Below are 23690 nucleotides of genomic sequence, written 5' to 3' on the forward strand. Positions count from 1 at the left end.
AGTCCTCATCGAGGTACGGGCAATTCCCTAGCATTCTCCTACCTAAACATCACATGCTCTAGAACGCTTATATATTGAGAGAAAGTTAACATGGGTTTCGCCGTAGATGTCGGCAACCCCATCGCGTTGCTTAGCTTATGCCGCCGCGCACGCCGCTCAGCGACGCTGCGAGGTAAGTGCAGAGGGCCTACGATCCCGTAGTTGTGGATTAAAATCAGATCACCTCTTCCCTGACCACGTTCCTCGCCAGAGGGATGTCGAGAACGAGCTTAACCCTAACCATCCCATTCGCATACCCTGAAATGTGTGGGTAGGTAGTTATCCCCACCGATTTTGCCAACCTGGACAAGTTAATCAGGTTGAGATGCTCTACGACCACTTTCCTCTCCTGCAGGTTGCTTAACTCCCTCACCACCTCCTCGCCAGGTCTCCTGACCTCAAGAACGGTGTCACATATCTCGACCGCTAGGGCTTGCTGAGGCCTAGCACACAGTTTAACCGCAGCGCCCCTCACTCTACCCCTTACCTCAGGCGTTGTAGTGATGGTGTAGACCCCTTTTTTCTCATCGTAGAGAACCCCCCACTGACCGGGGGTGCTGACAGCCCATGAGGCTTTAACCACGTACCTGCCGTCCTTCAACTCCACCTCAGACCTAACGCTGGTTTGACTTTCGGTAATCTCAATCGACTTACTGAGTTTCGGAATTTTCGACGGATCCATACACATTATGATGACGTTCCTTCCCTCACGCGAGGCAATCCTAACCCCTGGAGCTATCAGATACCCAACACCTCTACTGTCAGTTGCTAGGAGGTATGTGTCGCTACACAGGTCACTGTAGGTGATTCTGTCTACCAAGGCGCTACTGCGTCTGAAGAACTCCGTGGTGATGTGGTAACCCCTGCTGTAGTAGCCGCGAGCCTTCAGAAGGCCGAACTCAACCTCCATGGGCTTAGCCAGCAAGATACCGTCATCGAAGAATCGAACCGAGCTCCTAACCGCTGAGGCCGCCCTGGAATTACTCACACGCACCGCGAAAGGCGTCAGGGTCAGTAACGCGATGAAGACCAGGAAGAACGTTAAAGCGATGTCGAACCCGTTCAAACCACACCCCTAAAATAGACATGCTAAAGAGTTAAATGTGTCTCGAGACTCCTTGCAATGAGGGCAGTACGGCTTCATTGAGTACACTCGCTTTTTTCAGCGCCCCACCCAAAAGTCTTTAGGAGATCCAGCGAGCCTGTGCTTGAGAAACGTCAAACAATTTGTTGATATTTATAAACCTTGTAGTGATTTTCTTTGTGTCGGTGAAATCGTGGGTTACGTAGGCAAGGTTCTAATAGTCAACCTAGCTAAGGGTAGGGTATGGTACGAGCCGACTCCAGATCAGGAGGTTCTGGAGAGGTTTGTGGGCGGTAAGGGGCTTGGACTGTGGTACCTCCATAGGTTGCTGGGGCCGCACTCAGACGTGTCGCCTTTCGACCCCCGCAACCCGCTGATATTCATGACGGGGCCGCTCACAGGACTTCCCGTTCCGTGCGGTAACAACACTACCGCCGTCACTATAAATGGTGACACGTGGTACACGACTGCTGCGTCGCACACCCACGGATTCTTCGGGCCCTACCTAAAGATGGCCGGCTTCGACGGTCTCGTGCTGCTCGGCGCCTCCAAGGACCCAGTTTACATCTGGATTCATGATGGCGAGGTCGAGTTGAGGGACGCCTCCAAGCTCTGGGGCAGAGACACTCACGAGACGGAGGACCTCGTTAAGAGTGAGTTGGGTTTGGAGCCGGCTAAGGTCAGCGTGGCCGCGATCGGGCCTGCGGGGGAGAACATGTGCACCGGCGCCGGCATCTGGAACGACAAGCACCACTCCTTCGCTCACTCAGGCGTCGGTGCTGTGATGGGCTCCAAGAAGGTTAAGGCTATCGCGGTTCACGGCAACGGGAAGATACCTGTCAAGGACCCTGAGAGGTTGAGGGAGGTTGCGAGACTGTGGAGTGAGAATCTCTGGAAGAGCGACGTCGTTAACGCCCTCGCGAGGGGCGGCCTCCCCCGCACCGAGTACGCCTACACGAAGCAGAACTACTTGGTCTCCGACAAGAACCTCTCTGACGTGAGCTCGCCGGAGTTCGCTAAGGGGATGTCCAAGTTCAAGTACACTCCGAAGGCCTGCTTCGCATGCCCTATAGCGTGCTCCTACGAGGTCGAGGTGACTGAAGGACCGTATAAGGGGGTCATCGCAACACCTGCCGGCGGCGGTGAGAACCTGGAGGGCGTGTCCTCCCTGCTCGGGATCTACGAGCCGGGCGCGATATTCCACTTAATAGAGCTTGCGGACAGGCTGGGGTTCGAGACGAGCACCATAGGCTCCACGATAGCCGTCCTCATAGAGGCTTACCTGAAGGGGAGGGTGGGTAAGGAGGAGTTGGGTGGGATCGAGCTTAGGTGGGGTGACCCGAAGTTAGTTGAGGAACTGCTGATTAAGGCTGCGAGGAGGGAGGGATTCATAGGTTACCTCCTCTCCTTAGGTCCGAAGAGGGCTGCCGAGGCCGTGGGGGCTGAGGACCTCGCGGTCCACGTCAAGGGGACCGGGATAAACCTCCACGACTGGCGGTTCACGTGGGCAATACTGCTCGGGCAGTTAATTGGCGGTGGGTACAGCTGGCCCGCCCCCGGCGTGGACGCGTGGGCGACCGAGCCGGACATAGGCTACCCAACATATCAAGACCCCTTCGACTGGAGGCTGAAGCCTAAGGCGGTTAGGGACACGCAGCTCAAGAAGAACTGGGTGGATAGTATAGGAATATGCTGGTTCGCTGACTGGGGCGTGCCCGGCTCCCTAGGGTTTGAGGCGGAGGCCGTCGAGGCCGCGACGGGGATGAAACTCACTAAGGAGAAAGCACTCGAGGTCGGTGAGAGGGTCGTAAACCTTGAGAGGGTCCTCAACGTGAGGCTGGGTCTGAAGCCCGAGGACGACGTGGCCGACGTAGGGCCGAGGTTCCTGGAACCCCCCCGTAGCCGGCCCCGCCAAAGACAAGGACATAAGGAAGCACGTCAGGTGGATGGTTAAGGAGTACTACAGACTCATGGGCTGGAGCGAGAAGACCGGGATGCCTCACCACGAGACCCTTGAGAGGCTCGGCCTGAAGGAGTTACTGTGCTGTTGCCGCTGAAGCCCTCAACGTGAAGCACCATTGATTTTTCAGTAAATCAATTCGAGAGTCCACCTGTCTGTGGTCTAAACTTTATATATTGCTACATTGTAATTAAGGGTCTTGGAGCAATTGGGAGCATCAGAGTGAGGTACATCGGTAGGGTAAACGTTATAGGTAAGCAGGGTAGGGCTGAGGTACGCTACGACAGCGATGAAAGGAAGTGGTACATACACGTAGCGTTCGAGGTATCCGAGAAGCTGGTTAAGGAGAAATGGGCTAAGGTCCCAATGAAACCTCTAGGAGATAGGATCGCTGGAGTAGATATCGGTATTAACGATCTTCTCGCTGTTTACGTGGAGGATGATTCAGCTCTACTCGTTTCGGGTAGACCTTTGAAGAGCACTAGCTTCTACTGGAGGAAGAAGATAGCGGACTATCAATCCATCTTGAACAGGTATGGGCTGAGAACTTCTAGGAGGTTTAGGAGAATGTACAAGAAGTGGAGAAAACAGATCAGGAACTACATAAACTGGGCTGTGAGGAACATTATGGAGTGGTTGTACTGGAGAGGAGTATCAAGAGTGATAGTTGGCTATCCGAAGTACGTAGCTCAGAACAGTAATAAAAGCTCTAAGGTAAACTTCGAAGTTGTTCACACATGGACGTATAGATATCTGTTGATGAGGATTGCCGAGGTTGGAGAAGAGTACAGTATCAGAGCGAAGTTTGTCAGCGAAGAGAATACATCCACTACCTGCCCACTATGCAAAGCGAAGAACCAAGACCACAGAAGAGTATACAGAGGACTGCTGAAATGCTACAAACACAACAAAGTATTCAACGCAGACCTAGTGGGAGCATACAACATACTACTCAAAACAAGAACCATATCCCCAAGCCCCGTTCTACACGGGGTAGGGGTAATGCGCCTGAGACCAGGCGTAGAACTGAACCCTAAAACTGGGAATGTAGCTCCAAACCTCCCCAGAACCCTCGCACTTTAGGGCGGGGAGGAGGTCAGTTCACGCGTAGGCCGTGATTGCCTGTTTTTAATTTGTTGGCTTTCTTCATATATAGTATGTGGTTGGCCCGGCCTTCCTTCCCCACTTCCGGTGGGTTGGACCGGAAGTCCTGGTTCTCGGGTGGCTGTTGGTGTAGTTAATACGCACTTAACTACACTCCGGTGAAGTTAACCCACAACACCATTGCCTCAATAGAGACCCTACATAGAGAACCATAAAGAGAACGAAACCCCGAACAAACCTTAAACCAAGCCGGAAAACAGAACCACATAAAGGTTAAATGACCTAAGACAAACAGCCAACACACCATTAAGTTAAGATCCCGAAGCAAGTGCATCAACCAGTACACCAACCAATGAACCAGCTGATGAACCACTCCCTCCGCGCGTTCCTCGTGACGTATTCCACGAGAGCTCACCTAATTCTAGGTATGGAGAAGCCTTCAATTCTTCGTATGGAGAATCACACACGGTTCTTGAGTCCTTATGGACTGACTTGACCTAGTCCCTTGCCTACGGCGTCATTACGTTAGGGTTCCTAACTTAGTGTGTGATCTAGTGCGTGGTTTGGTAGACCGACTCGCCGCCGTGCTCCTGCTTGGTGGAGGTTGCCCCACGCTTCACCCCTTGGGTGTAGTGGCTAACTCCCGCGTTAACTCCCTCACGTCGCTCAGCCTATCTAAACCGCTGACGAGACCTGCAATCCTTGCGACTGCCTCCTCAGGTAGGGCGGTGCGGGTTAGGTCTATGAAGATGCTGGTAAGGGTTGAGGGGGGTTGGTGTGGAGCCGGCCGGTGCTGCCTCTCTGGCCGGATACCTTAAAGCAGTCGAGGACGGTATTGTGGAGGAAGGCGATGACGTCGTGTTAGTGAGAAGAGGGTATGTGTTGAAGGATTCGGACACGATCCACGGACCCGCTGTGGATTAAAAATCCGCGACGATGTATCAGGATTTAACCTACAGGATTACGTTCCGGCTTTCCTGAGTTCTAAGACCTTAAGGACGTCCTTGTTGACTAGGTTCTTAGGTAGCTCTCCCTTCAATATCCTTATGGCTTCCTCGACCGCTGTGTACTCGAGTCTTTGGAGGGCTTCCTCAGTAAACCAGGCTATATGGGGTGTCAGTATTACGTTGTCAAGTTTAAGGAGTGGGTTGTCGGGCGGTAGGGGCTCGACTTCGAACACGTCAAGCGCTGCCCCGGCTATCCATCCCTCCTTCAGGGCCTTGTACAGCGCTTCCTCGTCTATCAGAGGGCCTCTGGACGTATTCACTATGTAGACGTTGGTCGGAACGAGGCTGGATCCACCTGCAATCGAGAGGCTTACATCTCTAGCTATTGATGAGATTAGCCCCATAACTGACATAAGGGGGTCTGCGGAGTACAGGAGAGCCCTCACAAAGGCATTGCTGTATGAGGCGTTGCTGGAGATATGTAGGCGAAAGAATTGTTGAGTGGAGGCGGAGTTAGGCCTTAGTGCATCGACCCGGCACTACGCTCCTTGCTACGCGTTCCAAATCCTTCGAGAAGACGGGGTGCGGTGGAGAGAATACCTCAACCGCCACTGCGTCCTCAAGGGCTTTCAGCCAATGGACCACCCCCTTCGGGACTATGTATGAGTCACCGCTGTTGAAGAGATACTCCTTGTCTCCAATCCCCACGAGAACCTTTCCAACTACTATGTAGTTAACCTGTTCAAGGTCGTCATGGACATGTCGAGGGACTTCAGACCCCCTGAGGTACGTGTTCTCCGTCAGTAACATGTTGGACCCGCATGCCAGCACCCTCCTCCTAACCCCTGGAAAGGTTTCGACCTCGACCGAGTCCCTTCTCAAGACGAACGCCACCAATTCCTGGCACACCACATAATGGATCGTGTCGTAAGCCTTAATTTATGTTTTAATGCCTACACGACCTCAGCGCGTGGAGCCGGACTATCTGTCTAAATTTAATGTAGTCGTTTGTCGTAAAGCTTTTAACCCTACCCACCATTTAGTAGTTTAGTGTATCTTTATGGGCGACGATGACAACGTGTACTATGAGCTGTACGGGGAGTACATATCGTTAAGGGAGTTAGGGGTTGCTACAGTGGTTTCAACCGCGCTCGCCCTAATATTCTACTCTCTAGCGCCCTATGTGGCCAGCACGTTGAGGATGCCTCAGACAGGGCTCATGATAACTTTAGGTGCTGTGGGGGCGTCGCTCGGGTTCGCGGTAAGCATCTTCTTGACTAAGGTTAAGCGGGTGATTAAGGAGGTGTGATGGGTTTGGATCCCTTCACAATACTACTGGTCGTGGCACTCTCAGCCCTCTCCACAATCCTCTATATATTTATAGGGATACTGCCAGGAACCGATGAAACCGCTACGATGGCTCCAGTATTGCTCACACTACTCTTGGCAGGTGTGGACCCGCTACTGGCCCTGGTCTGGTTCGTGGCCAGTATAGCGGCGTTCAAGATGGCTGACAGTATTCCGGTCGCCCTAGCCGGGATTCCCGGAGGGGTTATGGCGGTTCCTCAGGTTCCTGACGCGCTGACCGCTAAGGAGAGCGGTCTGGCCGACACGATACTGAGGAAGGGCATTGCAGCCAGCGTCGTCGGCCAGTTCGTAGCTCTCGCCACGACCCTCACACTCTCCTACTACCTAATGCCTCTGGGTGACTGGCTCAGAACGGCTGATGAGGTACTCCCAGGCGTTAAGGTCGCCAGGTGGTTCTGGATCCTCTTGATCGGGCTTGTGGTGCTTGCCCTCACCTCTAAGAACAGGTGGCTCTCACTGCTGACTATACCATCATTCGCCCTGCTCGTGCAGGGGTTTAGAGCGGTCTACGGCAAGTCAGTCTCCATAAGCTTCTTCCTAGGTATAACTATAGGTCCCATGCTGTTCGAGCTGATATCAATGCTCCATAGGGAGTTAAGGAAGTCCTACGAGAGGAGGGGGCCTAAGGAGGTGAAGCTGGCCAGGATTGGTAGGATATCGCTCAACCCGTTGAACATATTGAGTAAGGAGGAGGCAGTGCAAAGCACTGTCTGGTCCGCAGTCACGTCAGTGCTCGCCACAGTGATGTCGCCGGTCGGGCTGACCATACTCATAGGGGACCTCCTCAGAGAGAGTAAGAGGGACAAGGTCAAGGGCTCCATACTAGCGTACACAGTCAGGGACGCTGTAAAGAACGCCACCTACATAGGAGGCACCCTAATACCCCTGCTGGTCATAGGGCAGGCCACCGGACCCATGGCGGCGGGCCCAGCACTACCGTTCTTCCAGAAGCTCGACAACCTCGGGATGAGCGCTAGAGACTACATAATGACTCACTACGACTACGCGACCATAGTGGCTTCAGTGCTAGGCGCTACCACCATAGCGTTCGCCTTAGCCTACCCAGTATTAGTTAAGTACTCGAGAACGTTGACCCTGGCAGTCTTCAGGAGGGTTCCTGCCGAAGCGCTCTACGGGCTCTTCATAGCCATAGTGATAATGCTCTCCTACTACGACGCCAGAATATCTGGAGTGTTCGGAACGCTCATCGTGAGCCTAGTATCCGGGACGCTGTGGAGGCTTGGCGTCTCGCTGGGCGTGCTCTTCATGACCTTAGTAGGGGCGTCAACAATAGTCGCGCTGCTCACCGGGTTGCCTATATGAATCCTCGTTGCGAACGCTCAAAAACATCAGTGTTTTTCTTTACTTAACACGTAGGCCATTCGAGCCTTGTTAAGCAAATCCATTGAAGCGGAAGGTCACTAACTCCTTAATTTACGTGAGACTCCTAGATGCCCTGGAGCTTAGTTGGTTGAGCGGAGGAAAAAGGTATGTTGTTCAGAGACAAGACGGGAATGCGGGCTTACTTGCCGCACTTCTTTCCTTTCTTCTCCTCCTTCTTCTCCTTCTTCTCGCTCATGAAGGGGCCCCAAATAATATTTATGTATTCGAACTACTTAAATTGAGTGTGATTGTTAACGCTTCCTACCCGCTTCCTCCTCTATGAACTCAGCCATCAGTTCAACGCCCTTCCTTAGCTTCTCCTCGGGTTGCGTGACGAACGTGATCCTTAGGTGGTTGTTTCCATGCTCGCCAAATATTGATCCGGGTAGCATGACGACCGCCTTCCTGTCCGCTAGCTGGTACGTGAAGTCCACGTCACTCATCCCGATCCTCTGGATGTACGGCGTTAGGTCTGGGAAGAGATACATGGATGCCTGAGGCTTCCAGACTTTGGCTTCGGGTAGGTGCTTCCTCAAAGCGTCGTACAGGGCATCCCTCCTAGATCTATATATTGGGAGCACCTTACCGAGGTATCTCCCCTTAATCCCTGTCGTCAGAGCGTAGTATGCGAACCACTGCCCCGGCACCGGCGATGTTATGCTGAGGAACCCCTTAACCTTAGTGATCTCCGCCACCACCTCCTTAGGGGCGTACGTGTACCCGAGCCTGAAACCCGGTATCGCTATGTCTTTTGAGAACGAGTTAATGCTTATCAACTTCTCCATGGTTCTCGAGTGTCTCTGAATCCAGACATGCTCGCCCTCATAGACCACGTGCTTGTAGGCCTCATCGTAGATCAACCATACATCATTGTCTATGCATAGGTCCGCTATCAACTTCATAAGATCCTCCCTGACGATCCTGCTGGTAGGATTGTCGGGGCTCACGACTATGACCGCTGCCGTCTTCCTGCTTATCGCGCTCTTCAAGCACTCCTCATCAGGTTGGAAGCCATTGCTCACGTCCTGCACGCACTTCCTGACCTTAAGGCCGTAGAACTCGGCTAGGTCCCAGTAGACACTGTAAGTCGGATCCAGCAGGACGACCTCATCACCGGGATCTGTCGTGACTATTAGTGAGAGGTTCATCCCCTCAACGCCGCCTGACGTAACCACTATATTCCCCACATCGACATCGAAGCCGCCGTACTTTCTCAGGTCCTCCCTGATGGCCTCACGTAGCTCTATCAGCCCGGCGGTAGGGACGTACCTGAAGTGGTTGAACGGGTCTTTAGTGAGCCTACCGTAGAATTCCTTAATGAGATCCTCGTCCGGCGGGAGTCCGGGCTGGCCGGCCGTGTAGTTATAGACAACCCTCCCGGACTTAACCAGCTCATCCGCCTTAGCGATCAGCCTCCTCTGAGGCGAGGGCTTCACCTTAGAAGACCTAGACGAGATCTTCCTCAACAGACCACCCTACATAACTATGCAGTGAAATTAAAAACCTCCTAACCCTCCACGTTCAGGGCATTGCATCCTAGACTCAAGCCCTACCTCTCCCTAACGGCCTCAACCCTTATGGCGCCGACCGGGCACGCGTCTGCCGCCTGCTTAACACACTCATAGAGCTCCTCCGGAACCTCCCCGACGGACGTAGTCTCAGAGACCTCTACGCTGTACTTCTCAGCAACTCTATTCTTTCCGATATCCTGGCCCAATGCAAAGACGTCGGGGCAGAGCGCAGGGGCTACCCCGCACGCTATGCACGCTCCTCTGTCCACCCGGATCCTGTACTTCATGCTAGAACCACCGATTATTATGTGTTTATGAGATTATTTATTGTTGTGGTATGGCATTATATATATTGGTGGTTAATGTATGGACGGTTTTGGCGACTTCCTGTGGTTGTTCTTCATACTGTGGCTCTTCACTTCATTCATGTATCCCCAGCTAAGGTACTCCTCACTCAGGAATGCGAGGTCCTCGATAATAAAGGCTCTGGAGAGCGCGTACAACTCTAAGGTTATAACGCTTATCCATAGGCATGAGAGGATCAGCCTCTTCGGCATACCCCTCTACAAGTTTATCGACATCGAGGACTCGGAGGACGTGCTGAGGGCCATAAGGTCGACGCCCCCCGACAGAGGGTTGATGCTGATAATGCACACCCCGGGCGGTCTGATGCTTGCAGCCTCTCAGATAGCGCTCGCCCTCAAGAGGCATCCGGGCAGGAAGATCGTTGTGGTGCCGCATTACGCAATGAGCGGCGGAACTCTAATAGCACTTGCTGCAGACGAAATATGGATGGATCCGGACGCGGTGCTCGGACCTGTAGACCCGCAGATAAGCACTCAGACAGGCTCGCTGCCAGCACCCTCGATAGTTAAGGCAGTTAGGGAGAAGGGGGTCGATAAAGTCAGTGACGAGACCCTGGTTCTAGCCGACATAGCTGAGAAGGCGCTGAACCAGACGAAAGACCTTGTGGCGAAGTTGTTGGACGGCAAGTTACCTCAGGACAAGGTTGAATTGGTTGTGGAGAGACTGGTTATGGGCAGATACACTCACGATTGGCCCATAACGGCTGAGGAGCTCAGGGAGCTAGGTCTTAACGTGAAGACCGAAATCCCTCCAGCAGTCTACAAGCTGATGTCGCTGTACCCGCAGGAGGCGGCCAGGAGGCCTGCGGTCGAGTACCTTCCGGCAACGCCACACAGGTCTGGAGTTCAGCAGTAGTTAATGCTGGTTTAACCTCAGAACCCCACGTACTACGGGATCAAGCGTGCACGATCGAGCAACTGCTGGTTTGAAGCTTATATACATCTATCTATAGATATGTTGGTAGATAGATATGATTCCAGGCAGGATGGCGTTCAGGGGTTATATGAAGTTGGTCACACTCAACATTCTGAGGGGGCAACCGAAACACGCCTATGGATTGATTAAAAGTCTTGAGGACTTAGTCGGTATGAGGCCGAGTACAGGCGTCGTCTACCCGGTCCTCAGGAAGTCGATCCAGGAAGGCTTGGTGGAGGTCGAGATGTTGCGTGCTGAAGGCAGGGAAGTCAAGGTGTACAAATTGAGTGAAAAGGGTCTCGAGTATCTGAAGCTCCATGAGGGAGAGTTGAGGGAGGCTTTAAGACTCGCTGAGTCCTTCAGGAAGTTCAGGCAAGCTGGCTGTGACAGGCTGCTTGAGCTGGTGAGGGAGTTGGTGAAGGGTGCTGGAAGGTTAAGTGAGTCAGAGTTGATAGAGCTGAGGAGGGCTATAGCGGATTTTGAGACGAGGGTTCTCGAGATACTGGCCTCCTCCAAGGTGTGATGAGGATGGGTAGCGAGGCCGTCGTTGTTGAGGGGCTCGTCAAAAAGTTTAAGGAGGTGGTCGCGGTCGACAACATCTCCTTTAAGGTAGGGAAGGGGGAGATATACGGCCTGCTCGGCCCTAACGGGGCCGGCAAGACCACGACCATCCACATACTCACAACCCTGCTGAGGCCTACTTCAGGCAGGGCTTACGTAGCCGGCTACGATGTGGTGAGGGAGCCCGATAAGGTTAGGAAGGAGGTGGGCGTGGTTTTTCAAGACCCTAGCCTAGATAACATGCTCACTGCGTACGACAACATGTACATTCATGGGAGGCTCTACGGGTTGAGGGGGGAGGGGTTGAGAAGGAAGATCTTCGAGCTGCTCAGGTTCGTCGACCTTGAGGAGTTCGCCTACAAGCAGGTGAGGCACTTCTCCGGAGGCATGAGGAGGAGGTTGGAGATAGCCAGGTCCCTGATTCATGAGCCTGACGTCCTCTTCCTGGATGAGCCTACGCTGGGTCTCGACCCGCAGACAAGGGCTAGGATATGGGATTACATATTAAGCGTGAAGAAGGAGAAGGGCACCACAATAATCCTGACGACGCACTACATGGATGAGGCAGAGGAACTCTGCAACAGAATTTCCATCATGGATAGGGGGAAGATCATAGCGGAGGGAACGGCCGACGAACTCAAGTCGATGTTGGGCTCTGACGTCATATACGTGAGGTTCGACGCTCGCGCAGGCAACCCACCCCTCTGCATGGAGTCTGAGATTATTGAGAAGTGTGGAAGGGTCAGGGAGGACACGATCGAGTTGGTGGTCAGGGATGCTACTTCAGCAATACCTAAAATATTCGAGCTAGCCAACGGCGCTGGACTCAAGATAGTTGAAGTGAGCTACAGGAGGCCGACGCTTAACGAGGTCTTCATCCACCTGACGGGCAGGGAGCTAAGGGACTCGCTGGAGGAGGCGCCTATTCCACACGGCCCCAGAGGGAGGTGGTTCTGATGGACGGATTCATAGTGATGACCTACAGACAGCTTAAGCGTTTTGTCAGCGCTAAGTCCAGGCTAGTGATGTCAGTCGTGAACCCGATCGTGTGGATTGTTTTCTTCGGCCTTGGATGGAGCAACGTCTTCAGTTTCCCGGGCGCCAGAGCGGTGTTCGGCGGGCTTGACTACCTAACATACCTGGCGTCAGGGATGGTCGCCATGACAATAATGATGGGTTCCTTCATCAGCGGCATTTCAGTCATATGGGACAAGCAGTTCGGCTTCCTTAAGGAAACTCTAGTAGCACCTACCTCCAGGGCCGAGGTGATATTAGGGAGAACCTTCGGCGACTCTCTAGTCACGGTGTTGCAGGGACTTATTATACTGGCTATAATGTACTTCGTAGCACCTCAAATACGCGTTGCGGGGGCGGTTCCAGCATTGGCGTACGGTATGGTACTCTCGATGGGGTTTACATCGCTCGGGATATCTATCTCGCTGAAACTCTCGAGCAGTGAGGGTTTTCAGATGATAGTGAATTTAATGACCATGCCGCTCATATTCATGAGCGGCGTCTTCTACCCGATAGAGAACATGCCTGAGTGGATGAGGACAGTAGCGTACGTCAATCCATTGACCTACGCCGTGGATGGGATGAGATATTGGTTGACAGGCGTCTCCAGGTTTGATCCCATAGTGGATATAGGACTGTTAGGCGTTTTGACATCCGCTCTGCTACTACTGGCAATAAGAACCTACGTCAAGGCAACCATCGAAGACTAAAACGGTATCTCGTAACAACTCCACAGGACATGCTAAGCTACAACTGAAAACTTTTCATAATTTTCGAGGCGTAATGCATCGCTAGGCCATACTCCCTCCAAGGGATCTCCCCAATACGCCCGAAGTGTGTCGGGCTATTAATCTTCAGGAGAGTTGAGCTAGCCTCCGTTCCCCCAACCTCATGCCTGTGCTTGGGATTAGTCATCGTGGTTGCTGAGCCCTTTAGTCATTAGGTATTCGGTCTCCTGAGTGTGGAAGTTCATCGCGGCCAGTTCTGACACCAGCAACCCCTTCGACGCATCCACGGGTATCACTATCTCGCTTAGCCCCTCCTTAACGGCCGTCGTCTTGAGTTTGTAGACTATCTCGTTGAGCACTTTCGTCGCGTTGTAGGAGGAGAGGGCTACGTAATTGACGAAGAGCCTGCCGTTGCACGAGAACTCAACCACCCCTCTGACCCTCCTGCCAGATCTAACGAGGATTGCTTTCTCGCCCTTCAGATAACGCTTGTGAATGATTCTCTGAACGTCCTCGATCAGATTGCTCCACCAGGTCGTCGGCCTTAACCTTAAGCGCTTCAGACCCTCTGCAGGTATTTCCTCCACCACATAGCGACCCCCTGGGCGGGTCGCGTTGATCCTGCGCGGATCGGCTGAGAACATCATCACTACGCCCTCAACAACGTAGCCCCTCCTCAAGTAGAAGTCGAGAGCCCTCAAGTTCCAGTTCTTAACGCTAAGCGCGAGGGACTTAACACCCTCCGATTCAAGCCTCCCTCAATCACGTCCAGCAGAAGCCCCCCAACACCACGGCTCCTAACATCCTCATCCACAGCAATGCTGTCAAGAAACGCCACCTCTCCACGCTTGAAGACCGTGGCGAAGCCGACCACAGAACCGTCCAACTCAACAACGACGACCCTCTTCCTCCTAGACCTACTCCTAACCAGAGCCTCAAGCCACTCACGACCCACTTCATCCAGAGCCCCTAAGGCCTGCGAATATATCTCGAAAACCCTTCCCACATCACTGGGGCCTGCATCCCTGACTACGAACCCACCCGCACAGGCGGGTCCGTCAAGCACTCAAACCACCATACTCTCAACGCACCACTACATATCTTTCTGTGTACCGAACCTAATAAGACTCACGATCTATGATGCCTATACATGCTTCTTAACTATGTCAATGAACTTCGCGGTGAAATTATCTAAGGTTAAGTCTCTAACCCGATCCGTGGACTTCATTGACAGGTATTCCCATAGTTTTCTATTGGTTAGGACGTCAAGAACCTTCTCGACAGCATCATCAGCGTCCCTGTACCCTAACCCGTGCTCACCATGCCTTACTATATCACTCCAAGCCCCGCCGGACTCATGCACAACTACTGGCAGTCCTCTGGACATAGCCTCAGCAACGACTATCCCCCAGTGCTCGTTTATCGTTGAGTGAAGAAAGACCTTAGAGCGGTCCATCACTTTAGTTATGTCCCTGCGCGGCGCGTCGGGAATCAGGTATACGTCAGCATCTGCGTTTAAGCTGGTGGCGGTTTTGAAGCCTAGAGACTCGGCTAATTTAATTAACCTGGAAAGGTAATTCATGGAAGTCCTAGTACTCGCGCCTCCGAACACGTAAAGCTTAACACCCTTAACTTCCCGTCTTATCGAGGGAAACACTTCACCGATTACCCAGTGATACCTTTTCTCCTCACTAAACCTGCCGACCATTACGACTGAGTCCATCCTCGTGTCGAATGCCGGTATCTCATTCCCCGTGAGAATACTTAGAGCCGGAGGTAGTGGAGGATTAAGCACCTCTGGCTCCTCACCATAAATATCCTTAACAATATCGGCAGTCCAAGCCGAATTCGTTAGAACAACCGAGGCTACCTCAAACGGGTTCTCCCTGACATACCGGGGGGATATCTTTGTATAGAGCTTCCAATACACGTTTAAGGGGAACTTACCATATCTCTCGAGGATGTATGGATCCTCACCGTAGTAGAGTCCGCTCCCACGAAGTTTGGGATCAATCGACACCTCTAACGGGAAATGAATGTACTCGATAAGCTTCACTCCCCTCTTAACCACCTCTGGAATCAGAGGCTTATAAGCAGACTCGTCAGTGAAGACCAATCCAGCGTTGTACTCACGTAACGCCTTCACACCGACATACCCAACCAACAATCTGAGATACAGTCCGAAAGCTTTCAACTCCAGGCGTGTTGAGTATCTAGTAAACCTGCTTAAGTCAATCCCATACCACTCAGGATATTTCTCAACATGAATGGTGACGGGCGATACAAGAACAGGGGTCAAGCCCATTAAGTCAAACGTGTGCGTGACTGAAGCGCAGACAAGTTGGCCTCCTCCAGGCCTGTTCCAGTAGTGATGGAGCACTAACGCACGCCTGCTCAACTAGATCACAAACAAATTTATCCTAAACAGGTTTAAAGCTATGAAAATCGGAGGTTCCAGGTAATCACAACGGCTACGCTATCTATCATGTAACAAGCCGTAGAGCGTAGCGAGCAGTCTGGGCAGTGTATCCCTCCTCAATGCGATGCCCAGGGCTAAGGCGTATCTCACCGCTGAAACGCCTGCCTTCAACCTCCTTAACCTCCGGAACATGGCCACCCGATCATAGTGCAGCCAGAATGTATCCCAAAAACCCCTGTGCCTAGTAAGGGAGTCATTGTGCTCGATATGCCACACTATGGGCGATATTTCCTTATCCACTACCTCATAAGTTTTGAAACCCTTCAAAACACACCAATAGGCCACCACGCTCTCGAACCAGAAACCTTTCCTACTTCCTTTGTAGAGGGCTGAGAGGTGAAGATCCTTGATAAGTGAAGTCCTTAAACCCATGTTCGCTCCGCATAACAAAACCGATTTACGAACGCCATCATTGCATATTTTTTCACCCGCAAAACCTGAAGCAGATATCCATCCACAGTAGTCCCTAAGTTCGGGTAAAGGCTCACGGTGTGGGGCGCTTCTAGTCTGCACCTTTATAAAGAATGGCACCTCGGACTTAATTAGCCTATCGTTATTTAGAAATGCTTTATAAACAAGGCCCGTTAAACCGGCCGCGTCGTCTTTCTCGCTGAACAACCTCTCATACCTCAACACCCATTCCTCATGAGCTACAGCATCGTCATCTAGGAACAAAACTACGTCTCCTGATGCGTTCAGATAACCCAACTCAACCGCGTCTGTAACGTTACCGCTAGAGTTCTGGTATATTACCCTTAGCGGTAAGGCTTTCTTAAATCTTGAAATCACTTCTTCACTCCCGTCATTGCAGGGTTTCAAAACGATTAAGACTTCGTCGGGCGGTCGTTTCTGGTGTGCTAGGCTGTCGAGAGAGTAGCACAGAGCCCATTCCCTACAGTGCGTGAGTACCAGTACAGAGATCCTCACGTGAGCCCCGCGCTAAATTACTTGACCGTAATAAATAAATTTCAAATCTCAAGCCTATAGGTGCAAAAGGGAAAGTTAAAATAACGGTTGCGAAACGCAAACCCCCCTATAGGGGACCTATACATGTCAGTCTGGCAAACTCATAAGCTCTCTAGCTACCCCAACATAGAATCTCGGCAGTAGTCGTAGGGTGTTGATGTCGACCCACTCGTCGGGACCGTGTACGTTCCCGCCTTTAGGTCCGAAGTCCATGCTCTTGACGCCGAGCGGCGTGAAGTACCTTGAGTCTGAGGCGCCAGCCCCCTCCACAGGCGACGCCCTCACGCCCATGCTCTCGAGGAGTTTGAGGGACGTCTTGACCAGCCCGTCATCCGGAGAGAGGTATAGGCAACCGCTGCTTCTCTCGCCGTGGACCTCTAAGCTAACTTCAGGGCCTACCTCAGAGGCCACGCGTTCTAGGGCTTCCCTGACGACCCCGGTCTCGTTGGTCATCGCCCTCACATCCACCTCGACCACGTGCCTGCCCTCCCCGTCTAGGTAGTACATGTTTGGCGTTATCGTCACCCCGTAGTCGCTGTGCAGGGATGTCTGGACTGGAGTTCTGCTTAACGGCATGAGGAGATGAAGGACTTCAGTTAGGCCGACGTCGGCCTCGACCTCGCCGCCCTCCCCGGAGGGGTCTGCGTACTCAACCATTACTTTGGACGGCAGCACGTTCGACTTTACGAAGGTCCCTTCGACACGGGTCGCCAGTAACCACGGGTTAGACCTCATGAAGTGTGAGGCCGCTATGAATGGATGAGTGTCGACTCCGGGGATGAAGTATGCTGCGTGCCTGGTCGGCGTCACCGGAGTCCTCACCTCGAACTCAACTTTCCTTAACGCTCCAGACACCTTGACAGTTTTTCTCGCGGCTTTAACAAGCGCTTTAAATGACTTCCTCCGCCTCACTATAGGACTCATGAGGGAACCATCGCAGTTGATTAGGTATTTTGGTAGTGAGTTTTCTTTGGCTAGCTTTTCAGCCAGTGCCTTAGCGCCGTGGACACCCCCTACCTCCTCATCCGTCGTGAAGGCGTAGAGGACTCTGCCTCTAAGGCCTTGCTCCTTCAGCCTCTTCAGAGCCAGCATCACCCCCACAACGTTGCCCTTATCGTCTGCAACACCCCTCCCGAAGGCCTTATCCCCGACCACAGTGAGTTTGAAGGGGTCGTGAGTCCACTCCTCCCTTACTGCCGGAACCACGTCTAGGTGCGCCATGAACATGATGAGCGGCTCCCCCCTGCCGACCTCGCCGTATATCGTGTAGTAGCCGTTGACCTCAAGGAGGGAAGCGTCCAGACCCCAACCCCTCAGCAGGTCCTCAACCAAGTCGATCACAGCCCTTCCTGGCTTCAACCCCCTGACGGGATCGTTGGTCGTGTCTACACTGACTAGTGAAGCTAGAAGGTCCAGCACGTCCTCACTCAAGCAGGACATCACCTCGCAATATTCATGGCAGGGGCTAATATGCTTCATCACCCTCATCGGAGGCACGGCCCTAAACCTTTATAAGCCCTTGTTTGAGGTATTACATGCAGTAGGGTGTGAGATGAGCAAGAAGGGCAAAGTCGATATAACCTCCCTGTGCGGCGGGCTTCCGGAGGAGCTCTGCGTTCAGTTAGGCGCTGAAGAGCAGCTCGTTAAGATCAGGCTTGAGAGGAGGAAGTTCGGCAAGGAGGTAACGATCATTGAAGGCATAGATCCCTCCACGTACGACCTGAGGAAGGTGGCCTCAGTCCTTAAGAGCAGGCTGGCTACAGGAGGCACGGTGAAGGACAACCACATAGAGATTCAGGGGGACCAGAGGCAGAAGGCAAGGAACATACTTGTGGAGGAGTTCGGCATACCTGCTGAGAGCATAATATTCATAGAAGCTGAGTAAACCGGTTTTAAGGTTTTAATTATGGGCTGAAACGACGTCTACTCTTCCTCTTCATCCTCAGGCACTTTAAGGCCCAATTGTTGCGTTATCTCCCTATACCTGTTCCTCACAGTGACTTCAGTGACTCCAGCGACCTGCGCTATGTCCTTCTGAGTCTTCTTGATCCCGCAGAGCCTGGCCGCTATGTAGACGGCGGCGGCAGCCACCCCCGCTGGATCCTTGCCTGCCGTTATGCCGGTGCTCTTAGCCTGCTCCAGTATCTCCCTAGCCTTAGCCTCAACCCTGCCGCCAAGCCCCAGCGCTGAGATCATCTGAGGTACGTAGTCACTGGCCCCTGATACAGGGATCCTTATGTTGAGCTCACGCACCAGGAGTCTAAAGCACCTCGCTATCTCCTTCTTCTGGGTCTTAGTGTACTCCGCTATGTCGTCCAGGGACCTTGGTAGCTTGTAGAGCCTGCACGCTATATAGAGGCATGCTGCCACGACAGCCTCAACAGCTCTCCCCCTGACGATACCTCTCTCCACGGCCTTCCTATATATCGCCGCGGCCTCGTCCTTAATCGCCTCCGGCAACCCTAACTCCACAGCAAGCCTGTCAAGTTCCTCAGCGGCCTGAGTTATGTTCCTGTCAATGCTGTTCTGGATCCTCGTCCTTATCTGCCACTTGCGCATGCGCATGGCCTCGAGCTTACGCTCGAGCTCCAGCTTCTTACCCGATGCATCCCTGTCACGCCAGTCAATCATCGTGGCGATGCCGCTGTCGTGCAACGTCTGAGAGAGCGGGGAACCTGAACGCGACCTCCTCTCCTTCTCCTCGGGCGTGAAAGCCCTCCACTCAGGACCTTGATCGACAACCCTCTCCTCAATGACCTCCCCGGTCTCAGCGCAGATGTACTCCCCCCTAACCTCGTCATAAACAATCTTACCCGGGGGGCACTTAACCTCCCGGGACTCACCGCCTTCTTCCATTATAGAACCACCAACCACCGTAAACCTTAAAAAGGTGTACTACAGAGTTAATAAGCTTTTTTACTAGTTTCAAGAAAGACACTACATCATCCCTAACATAATATGTGGTGAGGACTCACTCTCAGCGAATACTTAAATAATCACGTAGCACAGTATAGTACTAAGGAGGTAGTGAGGTTTTGAGCGGGTCGGAGAACGTGGTGTATAAATGCTGGAAGTGCGGCAGGGAGTTTTCTTTGGAGGAGGGAATGGAGAGCTTCTTGAGGGCGGAGGAGAGGGAGGGCTACACGTTCCTGAGGTGTCCTTTCTGCGGGTTCAGAATCATAGTCAAGGCCCGAAGACCTAGCTCTAAGAAGGTCGGTGCAGTCTAGCGGCATTGCCTGGAAGCCTCCATAATCAGGGCTTTTAGCTGAGGGACACGCGGTGCAACCGGCAGAGTTCCTGACCAATTTCACTGAAGACCTCTTAAGTCGGGAGGATCTGGAGTGGATGCTAAGTGACGCGGAGGTCAGTGGAGCTAGGCATGTCCTAATGGCTTTCACGACGGACTCCAACACAATCCCTCGAGTTAATGTCGTCTTCTCATACATGGCTGGGGTAGGTCTGATTGAGTGGCTGCGTGTTGAGGTCCTTGTCTCGAAGGATATTGAGGCGGCGAGCTTCTTCACCAAGCAGTACTCGGACCTCATCAGAGGTGGTGGGGAGGTGATTGTCCGCGGTGACGGCATCTCCGTCTTCTACAGGGTGGATGCTAGGACTGAGGTGAGGAGGTTAAGGGATTATGTGCAGGCAGTGGCTGAAGTGATAGGGGTGAGTGTCGGGGTTCTGAGGTATGTCGGCTACACTCTAATACCTGATGAGAGTCTTTAATTGACGCCACCCCAAGTAATTGGGGGTACTGATGCCTGGGAAGTTAGTTCTCGTTGGTTCAGGGCTGTCTGCAGGCCTGATCACCCTGAGAGGTGTTAGGGAGATTTCAGACGCTGACCTAGTGTATGTGGATTCCTACACGAGCGTTTCGCTAGGGGGCTCTGCAGAACTCATAAAGTCGCTTACCGGCAGGGACTTGGTTCCTCTGAAACGCGGGGATGTGGAGGAGAGGTACTTTGAGATCCTGCTGAGGCCGGCTCTAGAGGGGCTTAAGGTGGTTGTGGTGGTTCCAGGCAACCCCCTGGATGCCACCACGCACGCCGCACTGCTTGTTGAGGCGGGGAAGAGGGGGGTTGACTTCGACGTGGTTCCAGCGCCCGGCATAATACCTAACGCGCTGACCATGTCAGGCCTTATGCTCTACAAGATGGGTAAGGTGGCAACCATCACATACCCGAGGTCAGGCGCCGTGTCGGAGTACGCGTACGACGTGCTGAAGGACAACGACTCAAGGAATCTCCACACGCCCTTCCTCACCGAGATGGATCTTGAGAAGGGTTTAGTAATGCAGGTCAGGGAGGCCGTTGAGATACTCTACATGGTCGAGGCTACTAGGGGTGAGGAGGTGGTGAGGGACTCCAGGATGGCTATCGCGGTCTCAGGGCTGACTGGGGAGAGTCAGAGGATATGCTTTAAGACCCTCGGAGAGCTTAGGGGTCTACCAGACCACGGAGGTCCACACACGCTGATCGTGACGTCCCCTAAGATGCACTTCATGGAGGAGGAGGCCGCCAGAATCATCTCCGGGAAGTACTGCCGGTGAGCCCGGTGCTTGAAGCTCTCTCCAAAGCCTTCCTAAGCCTCTCGAGCTTCTCCTTACCCTCAAGCAATGCCTCGTTAGCTACCCTCACAACCTCCTCAACCTTCTCAGCACCGATTAAAGTCTGATCCCTAATCTTAAGCAAGCTCGTTAACCTTACTCCAGTCCTCAGCTCCACTATAACCCCCTTCCCCCTACTTATTGAGAGTACTCCAGAGTGCTTCATGCCGGACTCTCGAGCGATCCTCAGGAGCTCGCCAGCCCACCCCAGGCTGACTGCGGAGGCATGTATTATGGGGCCCGTCACCACCAGCCACAGCCTCCGCGAGACAGGGCCCTCCAGGTAACTCAGTAGCTCCTCAAGCGCTAGAGGCTGGTGCTTCTTGAAGATTATGGTTGATCCCTTCCTCCGCCATGGTAGATCCCCGTCGATCAGGGTCACCCTCCCACTGCAGGAGCTTATCGTGTACAGCCCGTCGAACTCGAAGAGCTTGAGGAGCACGTCAACTATGTCCTTGTCCAGATACCCTATCTCAAGGTCCTCCCTAAGCCTACTGAGCATCCTCCCCTTCCTCTCACGCCACCTCACTACATCAACTAAGGGCACTGAGCGCCACCACACGAGAATCGTTTAAAAGACTTTAATATCAATACAACACTGGTGCTGAAGATGCTTGATAGAGTGAACGCGCTGACGCCGGGGCAGGGGAGGCTTAAGGAGGCTCTTGAGGATGAATCCTACTCTATAGTGGGGGTCTTCGGGCCCACCGGGGTTGGTAAGTCCCTCTTCGCTCTGGCGTACGGTATAGGAGCGGTCAACTCAGGTAAGTACAAGAGGTTGGTGGTGATAAGGCCTGTGATCGACGTCACAACTGGGAGGGAGGTCAGCATGGCTGAGGCAGGTCCCCAGTTCATGGAGCTCTCGAAGCAGTACGTCACGGACGTCCTGAGCGGCTTGATGTCGTGGGATGAGGTTAAGAAGCTAGTCGACGAGGGGAGGCTAACGTTCGCTGACAGCCACTACCTAAGGGGAAGGACCTTCGACTCCTCCGTAATATTCGTGGATGACGCACAGTCCCTCAGGGTCGAGTCCCTCATAGAGGCTGTGGTTAGGGTCGGCAGAAACAGCAGGCTGATAGTTGCGGCGGACCCCATATTCCAGGCCCTCAGGGTCAGGAATCAGGATCCAACCTCAGTGATGAGGGAGATACTGGCGGGCGAGGCCAGGGCCCTCGTCGTTGATCTGGGGGTTAAGGACATAGTTAGGGAGGGCGCTAAGATGGGCTTAAGGCTTGTCATGGAGTACCTCCTCAGAACCAGGAAGCTCACGGACCCCGAGCTGAAGACTCTGGAGACTGTAAGGCTTAAGTCACCAGATTCGGACGTCATAACAGTGCTTGACGTAGTTAGGGTTGCAAGCGGTCTCAACATATCCTTCGAACACCTCCCGAACTACGTGGTGGTTGTCAAGAAAGGCCACCTGGGGAGGCTGGTCGGCAAGGGTGGTGAGAGGATATCGGCAATTGAGAAGGAGCTTGGCGTCAGGGTGAGGGGGGTCGAGCTGGACGTCGACATAACGGACCTGATAAGGGCGGTCCACCCCGTCTCATGGGTTTGGAAGAGGGTTCTGGACGTCGACTTCAAGGGTGCCTACGTCTCGATCGAGATAGAGGAGGGCGTCTTCGGAGCGTTCGTGGGTCAGAAGGGGACCTACGTCAGGTTCCTCGACGCCCTGACCAGAGAGCTGTTCGGAATAGGTGTTAAGGTGATCCCCACAGACGCTAAGGCAAGACATAGGCCTGACGAGAAGCCTAGGAGGAAGGGGGGAGGCGGCGCTAAGGAATCCAGGGAGTCCGGAAAGTAGTCAGTGGCAGACATATATGTCCTCAACAACCTGGTAGTAGCGAGGCCCGACGCCCCTCACGACCCTACCGAAGGTGATCTCGTACCTTACCCCTAACTTACCCAATAACTCCTCAAACACTTTCCGACCCAGTGTGAGGGCCTCCTCCCTACTCCCAGCGCTGAGGAAGTCGTAGACGTGTATGAAGCCGCACCCCCTTAACGCCGAGATAGCGTAAGGAAGGTAGGTGCGTGAGTACTCAGGGAGGGGCATGAGCACTCTGTCGGCGCTACCGGCGTATTCCTTGATAACTTGGGCTGCGTCGCCGAGCCTGGCCTCAACTACTCCCTCCACACCGTTCAGCACTATGTTCTCGCGCATTAGCTCGTAAGCGTTTGGGTTGATGTCTATCGAGACTACCTTGACGGGCCTGGCCTTCCTAGCTATGACTATGGAGAAAAGCCCCACACCGGCGAACATGTTTATCACGAATTCCCCAGGACTGACAAGCCCCGCCACCCTCCCGTGCTCGTAGTTCAGGACGGGAGATATGTAGACCGTGTTTATGTCGACTTTGAAGACGCAGCCGTGTTCCCTGTAGGTCGTGACGCTCCTCTCCTCCCCAGCCAGGAAGACGTGCTCCCTAACCCTGTGGTGAGTCCTCACAGGTGTGATGGCTAGCCAGACGGACTTAACGTAGGGCAGTGCCTTAATGATCTCCTCCCCTACAGGCTTGAAGACCTCGACGGCGAGGTCGGGGGGCTTCCTAATGATGGCTATGTCCCCTATGATCTCCACCCTACCCCACAGTCTATCCCGGTACTCCCTGCCCAACACCTTCTCCGCAATGTCCCTCAACAGTTTCCCCCTGCCCAT

28 protein-coding genes are annotated in these 23690 nt (G+C 53.4%); 15 read left to right on the plus strand and 13 right to left on the minus strand.

Annotation, left to right across the window (positions count from 1 at the left end; all coding sequences use genetic code 11):
- Positions 1–214 precede the first annotated feature (214 nt).
- A complete protein-coding gene (locus QW772_04960) occupies positions 215–1105 on the minus strand; it encodes a hypothetical protein (GenBank protein MEM0038256.1) in 891 nt (296 codons plus the stop codon).
- A gap of 211 nt (positions 1106–1316) precedes the next feature.
- Here QW772_04960 and QW772_04965 point away from each other — a divergent pair, with 211 nt between their 5' ends.
- From QW772_04965 to QW772_04980, 4 genes are all read left to right on the plus strand, one after another.
- Positions 1317–3077, plus strand: coding sequence for an aldehyde ferredoxin oxidoreductase C-terminal domain-containing protein (locus QW772_04965; GenBank protein MEM0038257.1), 1761 nt, complete (start codon positions 1317–1319; stop codon positions 3075–3077).
- Complete coding sequence (locus tag QW772_04970; GenBank protein MEM0038258.1) at positions 3070–3180, plus strand: aldehyde ferredoxin oxidoreductase C-terminal domain-containing protein; 111 nt, start codon at positions 3070–3072, stop codon at positions 3178–3180. Before QW772_04965 ends, QW772_04970 begins: the two co-directional genes overlap by 8 nt.
- Before the next feature lie 125 nt (positions 3181–3305).
- Positions 3306–4166, plus strand: a complete 861-nt coding sequence (locus QW772_04975) for a transposase (protein MEM0038259.1) — start codon at positions 3306–3308, stop codon at positions 4164–4166.
- A 783-nt stretch (positions 4167–4949) separates the two neighbouring features.
- Positions 4950–5111 (plus strand): hypothetical protein, encoded by a 162-nt coding sequence (locus tag QW772_04980; protein ID MEM0038260.1) that lies wholly within the window; start codon positions 4950–4952, stop codon positions 5109–5111.
- A gap of 37 nt (positions 5112–5148) precedes the next feature.
- Here QW772_04980 and QW772_04985 read toward each other — a convergent pair whose 3' ends face one another.
- Complete coding sequence (locus QW772_04985; GenBank protein ID MEM0038261.1) at positions 5149–5547, minus strand: NAD(P)-dependent oxidoreductase; 399 nt, start codon at positions 5545–5547, stop codon at positions 5149–5151.
- 100 nt (positions 5548–5647) lie between these two features.
- Entirely contained in the window at positions 5648–6046 is a 399-nt protein-coding gene (locus tag QW772_04990) for a cupin domain-containing protein (protein MEM0038262.1), read from the minus strand.
- 148 nt (positions 6047–6194) lie between these two features.
- Between QW772_04990 and QW772_04995 the strand changes: the two genes are divergently transcribed.
- Both QW772_04995 and QW772_05000 read left to right on the plus strand, forming a co-directional pair.
- Positions 6195–6443, plus strand: coding sequence for a hypothetical protein (locus tag QW772_04995; GenBank protein MEM0038263.1), 249 nt, complete (start codon positions 6195–6197; stop codon positions 6441–6443).
- Positions 6443–7825, plus strand: coding sequence for a tripartite tricarboxylate transporter permease (locus tag QW772_05000; protein ID MEM0038264.1), 1383 nt, complete (start codon positions 6443–6445; stop codon positions 7823–7825). The genes QW772_04995 and QW772_05000 overlap by 1 nt, the downstream gene beginning before the upstream one ends.
- A 311-nt stretch (positions 7826–8136) precedes the next feature.
- On the opposite strand, the gene QW772_05005 is transcribed toward QW772_05000, so the two are convergent.
- Complete coding sequence (locus QW772_05005) at positions 8137–9351, minus strand: pyridoxal phosphate-dependent aminotransferase (GenBank protein ID MEM0038265.1); 1215 nt, start codon at positions 9349–9351, stop codon at positions 8137–8139.
- 83 nt (positions 9352–9434) lie between these two features.
- A complete protein-coding gene (locus QW772_05010; protein MEM0038266.1) occupies positions 9435–9683 on the minus strand; it encodes a ferredoxin in 249 nt (82 codons plus the stop codon).
- A gap of 79 nt (positions 9684–9762) precedes the next feature.
- Here QW772_05010 and QW772_05015 point away from each other — a divergent pair, with 79 nt between their 5' ends.
- The 4 genes from QW772_05015 (at position 9763) to QW772_05030 (ending at position 12962) form a co-directional block, all read left to right on the plus strand.
- A complete protein-coding gene (locus tag QW772_05015) occupies positions 9763–10617 on the plus strand; it encodes a hypothetical protein (GenBank protein MEM0038267.1) in 855 nt (284 codons plus the stop codon).
- 115 nt (positions 10618–10732) lie between these two features.
- Entirely contained in the window at positions 10733–11200 is a 468-nt protein-coding gene (locus tag QW772_05020) for a PadR family transcriptional regulator (GenBank protein ID MEM0038268.1), read from the plus strand.
- Entirely contained in the window at positions 11200–12195 is a 996-nt protein-coding gene (locus QW772_05025; protein ID MEM0038269.1) for an ATP-binding cassette domain-containing protein, read from the plus strand. The genes QW772_05020 and QW772_05025 overlap by 1 nt, the downstream gene beginning before the upstream one ends.
- The gene (locus tag QW772_05030) at positions 12195–12962 is read left to right on the plus strand and encodes an ABC transporter permease (GenBank protein MEM0038270.1); all 768 of its coding nucleotides are present in this window, start codon (positions 12195–12197) and stop codon (positions 12960–12962) included. Before QW772_05025 ends, QW772_05030 begins: the two co-directional genes overlap by 1 nt.
- 197 nt (positions 12963–13159) lie before the next feature.
- Here QW772_05030 and QW772_05035 read toward each other — a convergent pair whose 3' ends face one another.
- The 5 genes from QW772_05035 to QW772_05055 form a co-directional block, all read right to left on the minus strand.
- The gene (locus QW772_05035; GenBank protein ID MEM0038271.1) at positions 13160–13681 is read right to left on the minus strand and encodes a hypothetical protein; all 522 of its coding nucleotides are present in this window, start codon (positions 13679–13681) and stop codon (positions 13160–13162) included.
- Positions 13678–14046, minus strand: coding sequence for a GNAT family N-acetyltransferase (locus QW772_05040; protein ID MEM0038272.1), 369 nt, complete (start codon positions 14044–14046; stop codon positions 13678–13680). Before QW772_05040 ends, QW772_05035 begins: the two co-directional genes overlap by 4 nt.
- Positions 14047–14124: 78 nt before the next feature.
- Complete coding sequence (locus QW772_05045) at positions 14125–15378, minus strand: glycosyltransferase family 4 protein (GenBank protein MEM0038273.1); 1254 nt, start codon at positions 15376–15378, stop codon at positions 14125–14127.
- 78 nt (positions 15379–15456) lie between these two features.
- On the minus strand, positions 15457–16386 hold the full coding sequence (locus tag QW772_05050; GenBank protein ID MEM0038274.1) for a glycosyltransferase: 930 nt from the start codon (positions 16384–16386) through the stop codon (positions 15457–15459).
- Positions 16387–16512: 126 nt separating this feature from the next.
- Entirely contained in the window at positions 16513–17865 is a 1353-nt protein-coding gene (locus QW772_05055; protein MEM0038275.1) for a M20/M25/M40 family metallo-hydrolase, read from the minus strand.
- Between the two features lie 79 nt (positions 17866–17944).
- Here QW772_05055 and yciH point away from each other — a divergent pair, with 79 nt between their 5' ends.
- Positions 17945–18310 carry a stress response translation initiation inhibitor YciH gene (gene yciH, locus QW772_05060; protein ID MEM0038276.1) on the plus strand — a complete coding sequence of 122 codons (366 nt, stop codon included), beginning with the start codon at positions 17945–17947 and terminating at the stop codon, positions 18308–18310.
- A 38-nt stretch (positions 18311–18348) separates the two neighbouring features.
- On the opposite strand, the gene QW772_05065 is transcribed toward yciH, so the two are convergent.
- Entirely contained in the window at positions 18349–19299 is a 951-nt protein-coding gene (locus QW772_05065; protein ID MEM0038277.1) for a transcription initiation factor IIB, read from the minus strand.
- 161 nt (positions 19300–19460) lie between these two features.
- On the opposite strand from QW772_05065, the gene QW772_05070 reads away from it, so the two are divergent.
- The 3 genes from QW772_05070 to dph5 are packed head-to-tail and all read left to right on the plus strand — an operon-like array spanning position 19461 to position 20974.
- On the plus strand, positions 19461–19652 hold the full coding sequence (locus QW772_05070) for a hypothetical protein (GenBank protein MEM0038278.1): 192 nt from the start codon (positions 19461–19463) through the stop codon (positions 19650–19652).
- A gap of 52 nt (positions 19653–19704) precedes the next feature.
- A complete protein-coding gene (locus tag QW772_05075; GenBank protein ID MEM0038279.1) occupies positions 19705–20151 on the plus strand; it encodes a hypothetical protein in 447 nt (148 codons plus the stop codon).
- Positions 20152–20182: 31 nt separating this feature from the next.
- The gene (gene dph5 / locus QW772_05080; protein ID MEM0038280.1) at positions 20183–20974 is read left to right on the plus strand and encodes a diphthine synthase; all 792 of its coding nucleotides are present in this window, start codon (positions 20183–20185) and stop codon (positions 20972–20974) included.
- Here the strand turns inward: dph5 and QW772_05085 are convergent.
- On the minus strand, positions 20949–21578 hold the full coding sequence (locus QW772_05085; protein ID MEM0038281.1) for a hypothetical protein: 630 nt from the start codon (positions 21576–21578) through the stop codon (positions 20949–20951). The two genes, dph5 and QW772_05085, sit on opposite strands and share 26 nt — an antisense overlap.
- 63 nt (positions 21579–21641) lie before the next feature.
- Here QW772_05085 and QW772_05090 point away from each other — a divergent pair, with 63 nt between their 5' ends.
- Positions 21642–22835 carry a PhoH family protein gene (locus QW772_05090; protein MEM0038282.1) on the plus strand — a complete coding sequence of 398 codons (1194 nt, stop codon included), beginning with the start codon at positions 21642–21644 and terminating at the stop codon, positions 22833–22835.
- Here QW772_05090 and QW772_05095 read toward each other — a convergent pair whose 3' ends face one another.
- The gene (locus QW772_05095) at positions 22836–23690 is read right to left on the minus strand and encodes a class I SAM-dependent methyltransferase family protein (GenBank protein ID MEM0038283.1); all 855 of its coding nucleotides are present in this window, start codon (positions 23688–23690) and stop codon (positions 22836–22838) included.

Origin of the sequence: Zestosphaera sp. (genome assembly GCA_038727705.1) — an archaeon.
Classification (GTDB): Archaea; Thermoproteota; Thermoprotei_A; order Sulfolobales; family NBVN01; genus Zestomicrobium.

Bases quoted from the DNA above. Each gene is read 5' to 3' on its own strand.
- QW772_04970 (MEM0038258.1), top strand. From the start codon at position 3,070: ATGGTTAAGGAGTACTACAGACTCATGGGCTGGAGCGAGAAGACCGGG.
- QW772_05090 (MEM0038282.1), top strand. From the start codon at position 21,642: ATGCTTGATAGAGTGAACGCGCTGACGCCGGGGCAGGGGAGGCTTAAG.
- QW772_05000 (MEM0038264.1), top strand. From the start codon at position 6,443: ATGGGTTTGGATCCCTTCACAATACTACTGGTCGTGGCACTCTCAGCC.
- QW772_05095 (MEM0038283.1), bottom strand. From the start codon at position 23,690: ATGGGCAGGGGGAAACTGTTGAGGGACATTGCGGAGAAGGTGTTGGGC.
- QW772_05030 (MEM0038270.1), top strand. From the start codon at position 12,195: ATGGACGGATTCATAGTGATGACCTACAGACAGCTTAAGCGTTTTGTC.
- dph5 (MEM0038280.1), top strand. From the start codon at position 20,183: ATGCCTGGGAAGTTAGTTCTCGTTGGTTCAGGGCTGTCTGCAGGCCTG.
- QW772_05015 (MEM0038267.1), top strand. From the start codon at position 9,763: ATGGACGGTTTTGGCGACTTCCTGTGGTTGTTCTTCATACTGTGGCTC.
- QW772_05010 (MEM0038266.1), bottom strand. From the start codon at position 9,683: ATGAAGTACAGGATCCGGGTGGACAGAGGAGCGTGCATAGCGTGCGGG.
- QW772_04995 (MEM0038263.1), top strand. From the start codon at position 6,195: ATGGGCGACGATGACAACGTGTACTATGAGCTGTACGGGGAGTACATA.
- QW772_05025 (MEM0038269.1), top strand. From the start codon at position 11,200: ATGAGGATGGGTAGCGAGGCCGTCGTTGTTGAGGGGCTCGTCAAAAAG.
- QW772_05055 (MEM0038275.1), bottom strand. From the start codon at position 17,865: ATGTCCTGCTTGAGTGAGGACGTGCTGGACCTTCTAGCTTCACTAGTC.
- QW772_04985 (MEM0038261.1), bottom strand. From the start codon at position 5,547: ATGTCAGTTATGGGGCTAATCTCATCAATAGCTAGAGATGTAAGCCTC.
- QW772_05020 (MEM0038268.1), top strand. From the start codon at position 10,733: ATGATTCCAGGCAGGATGGCGTTCAGGGGTTATATGAAGTTGGTCACA.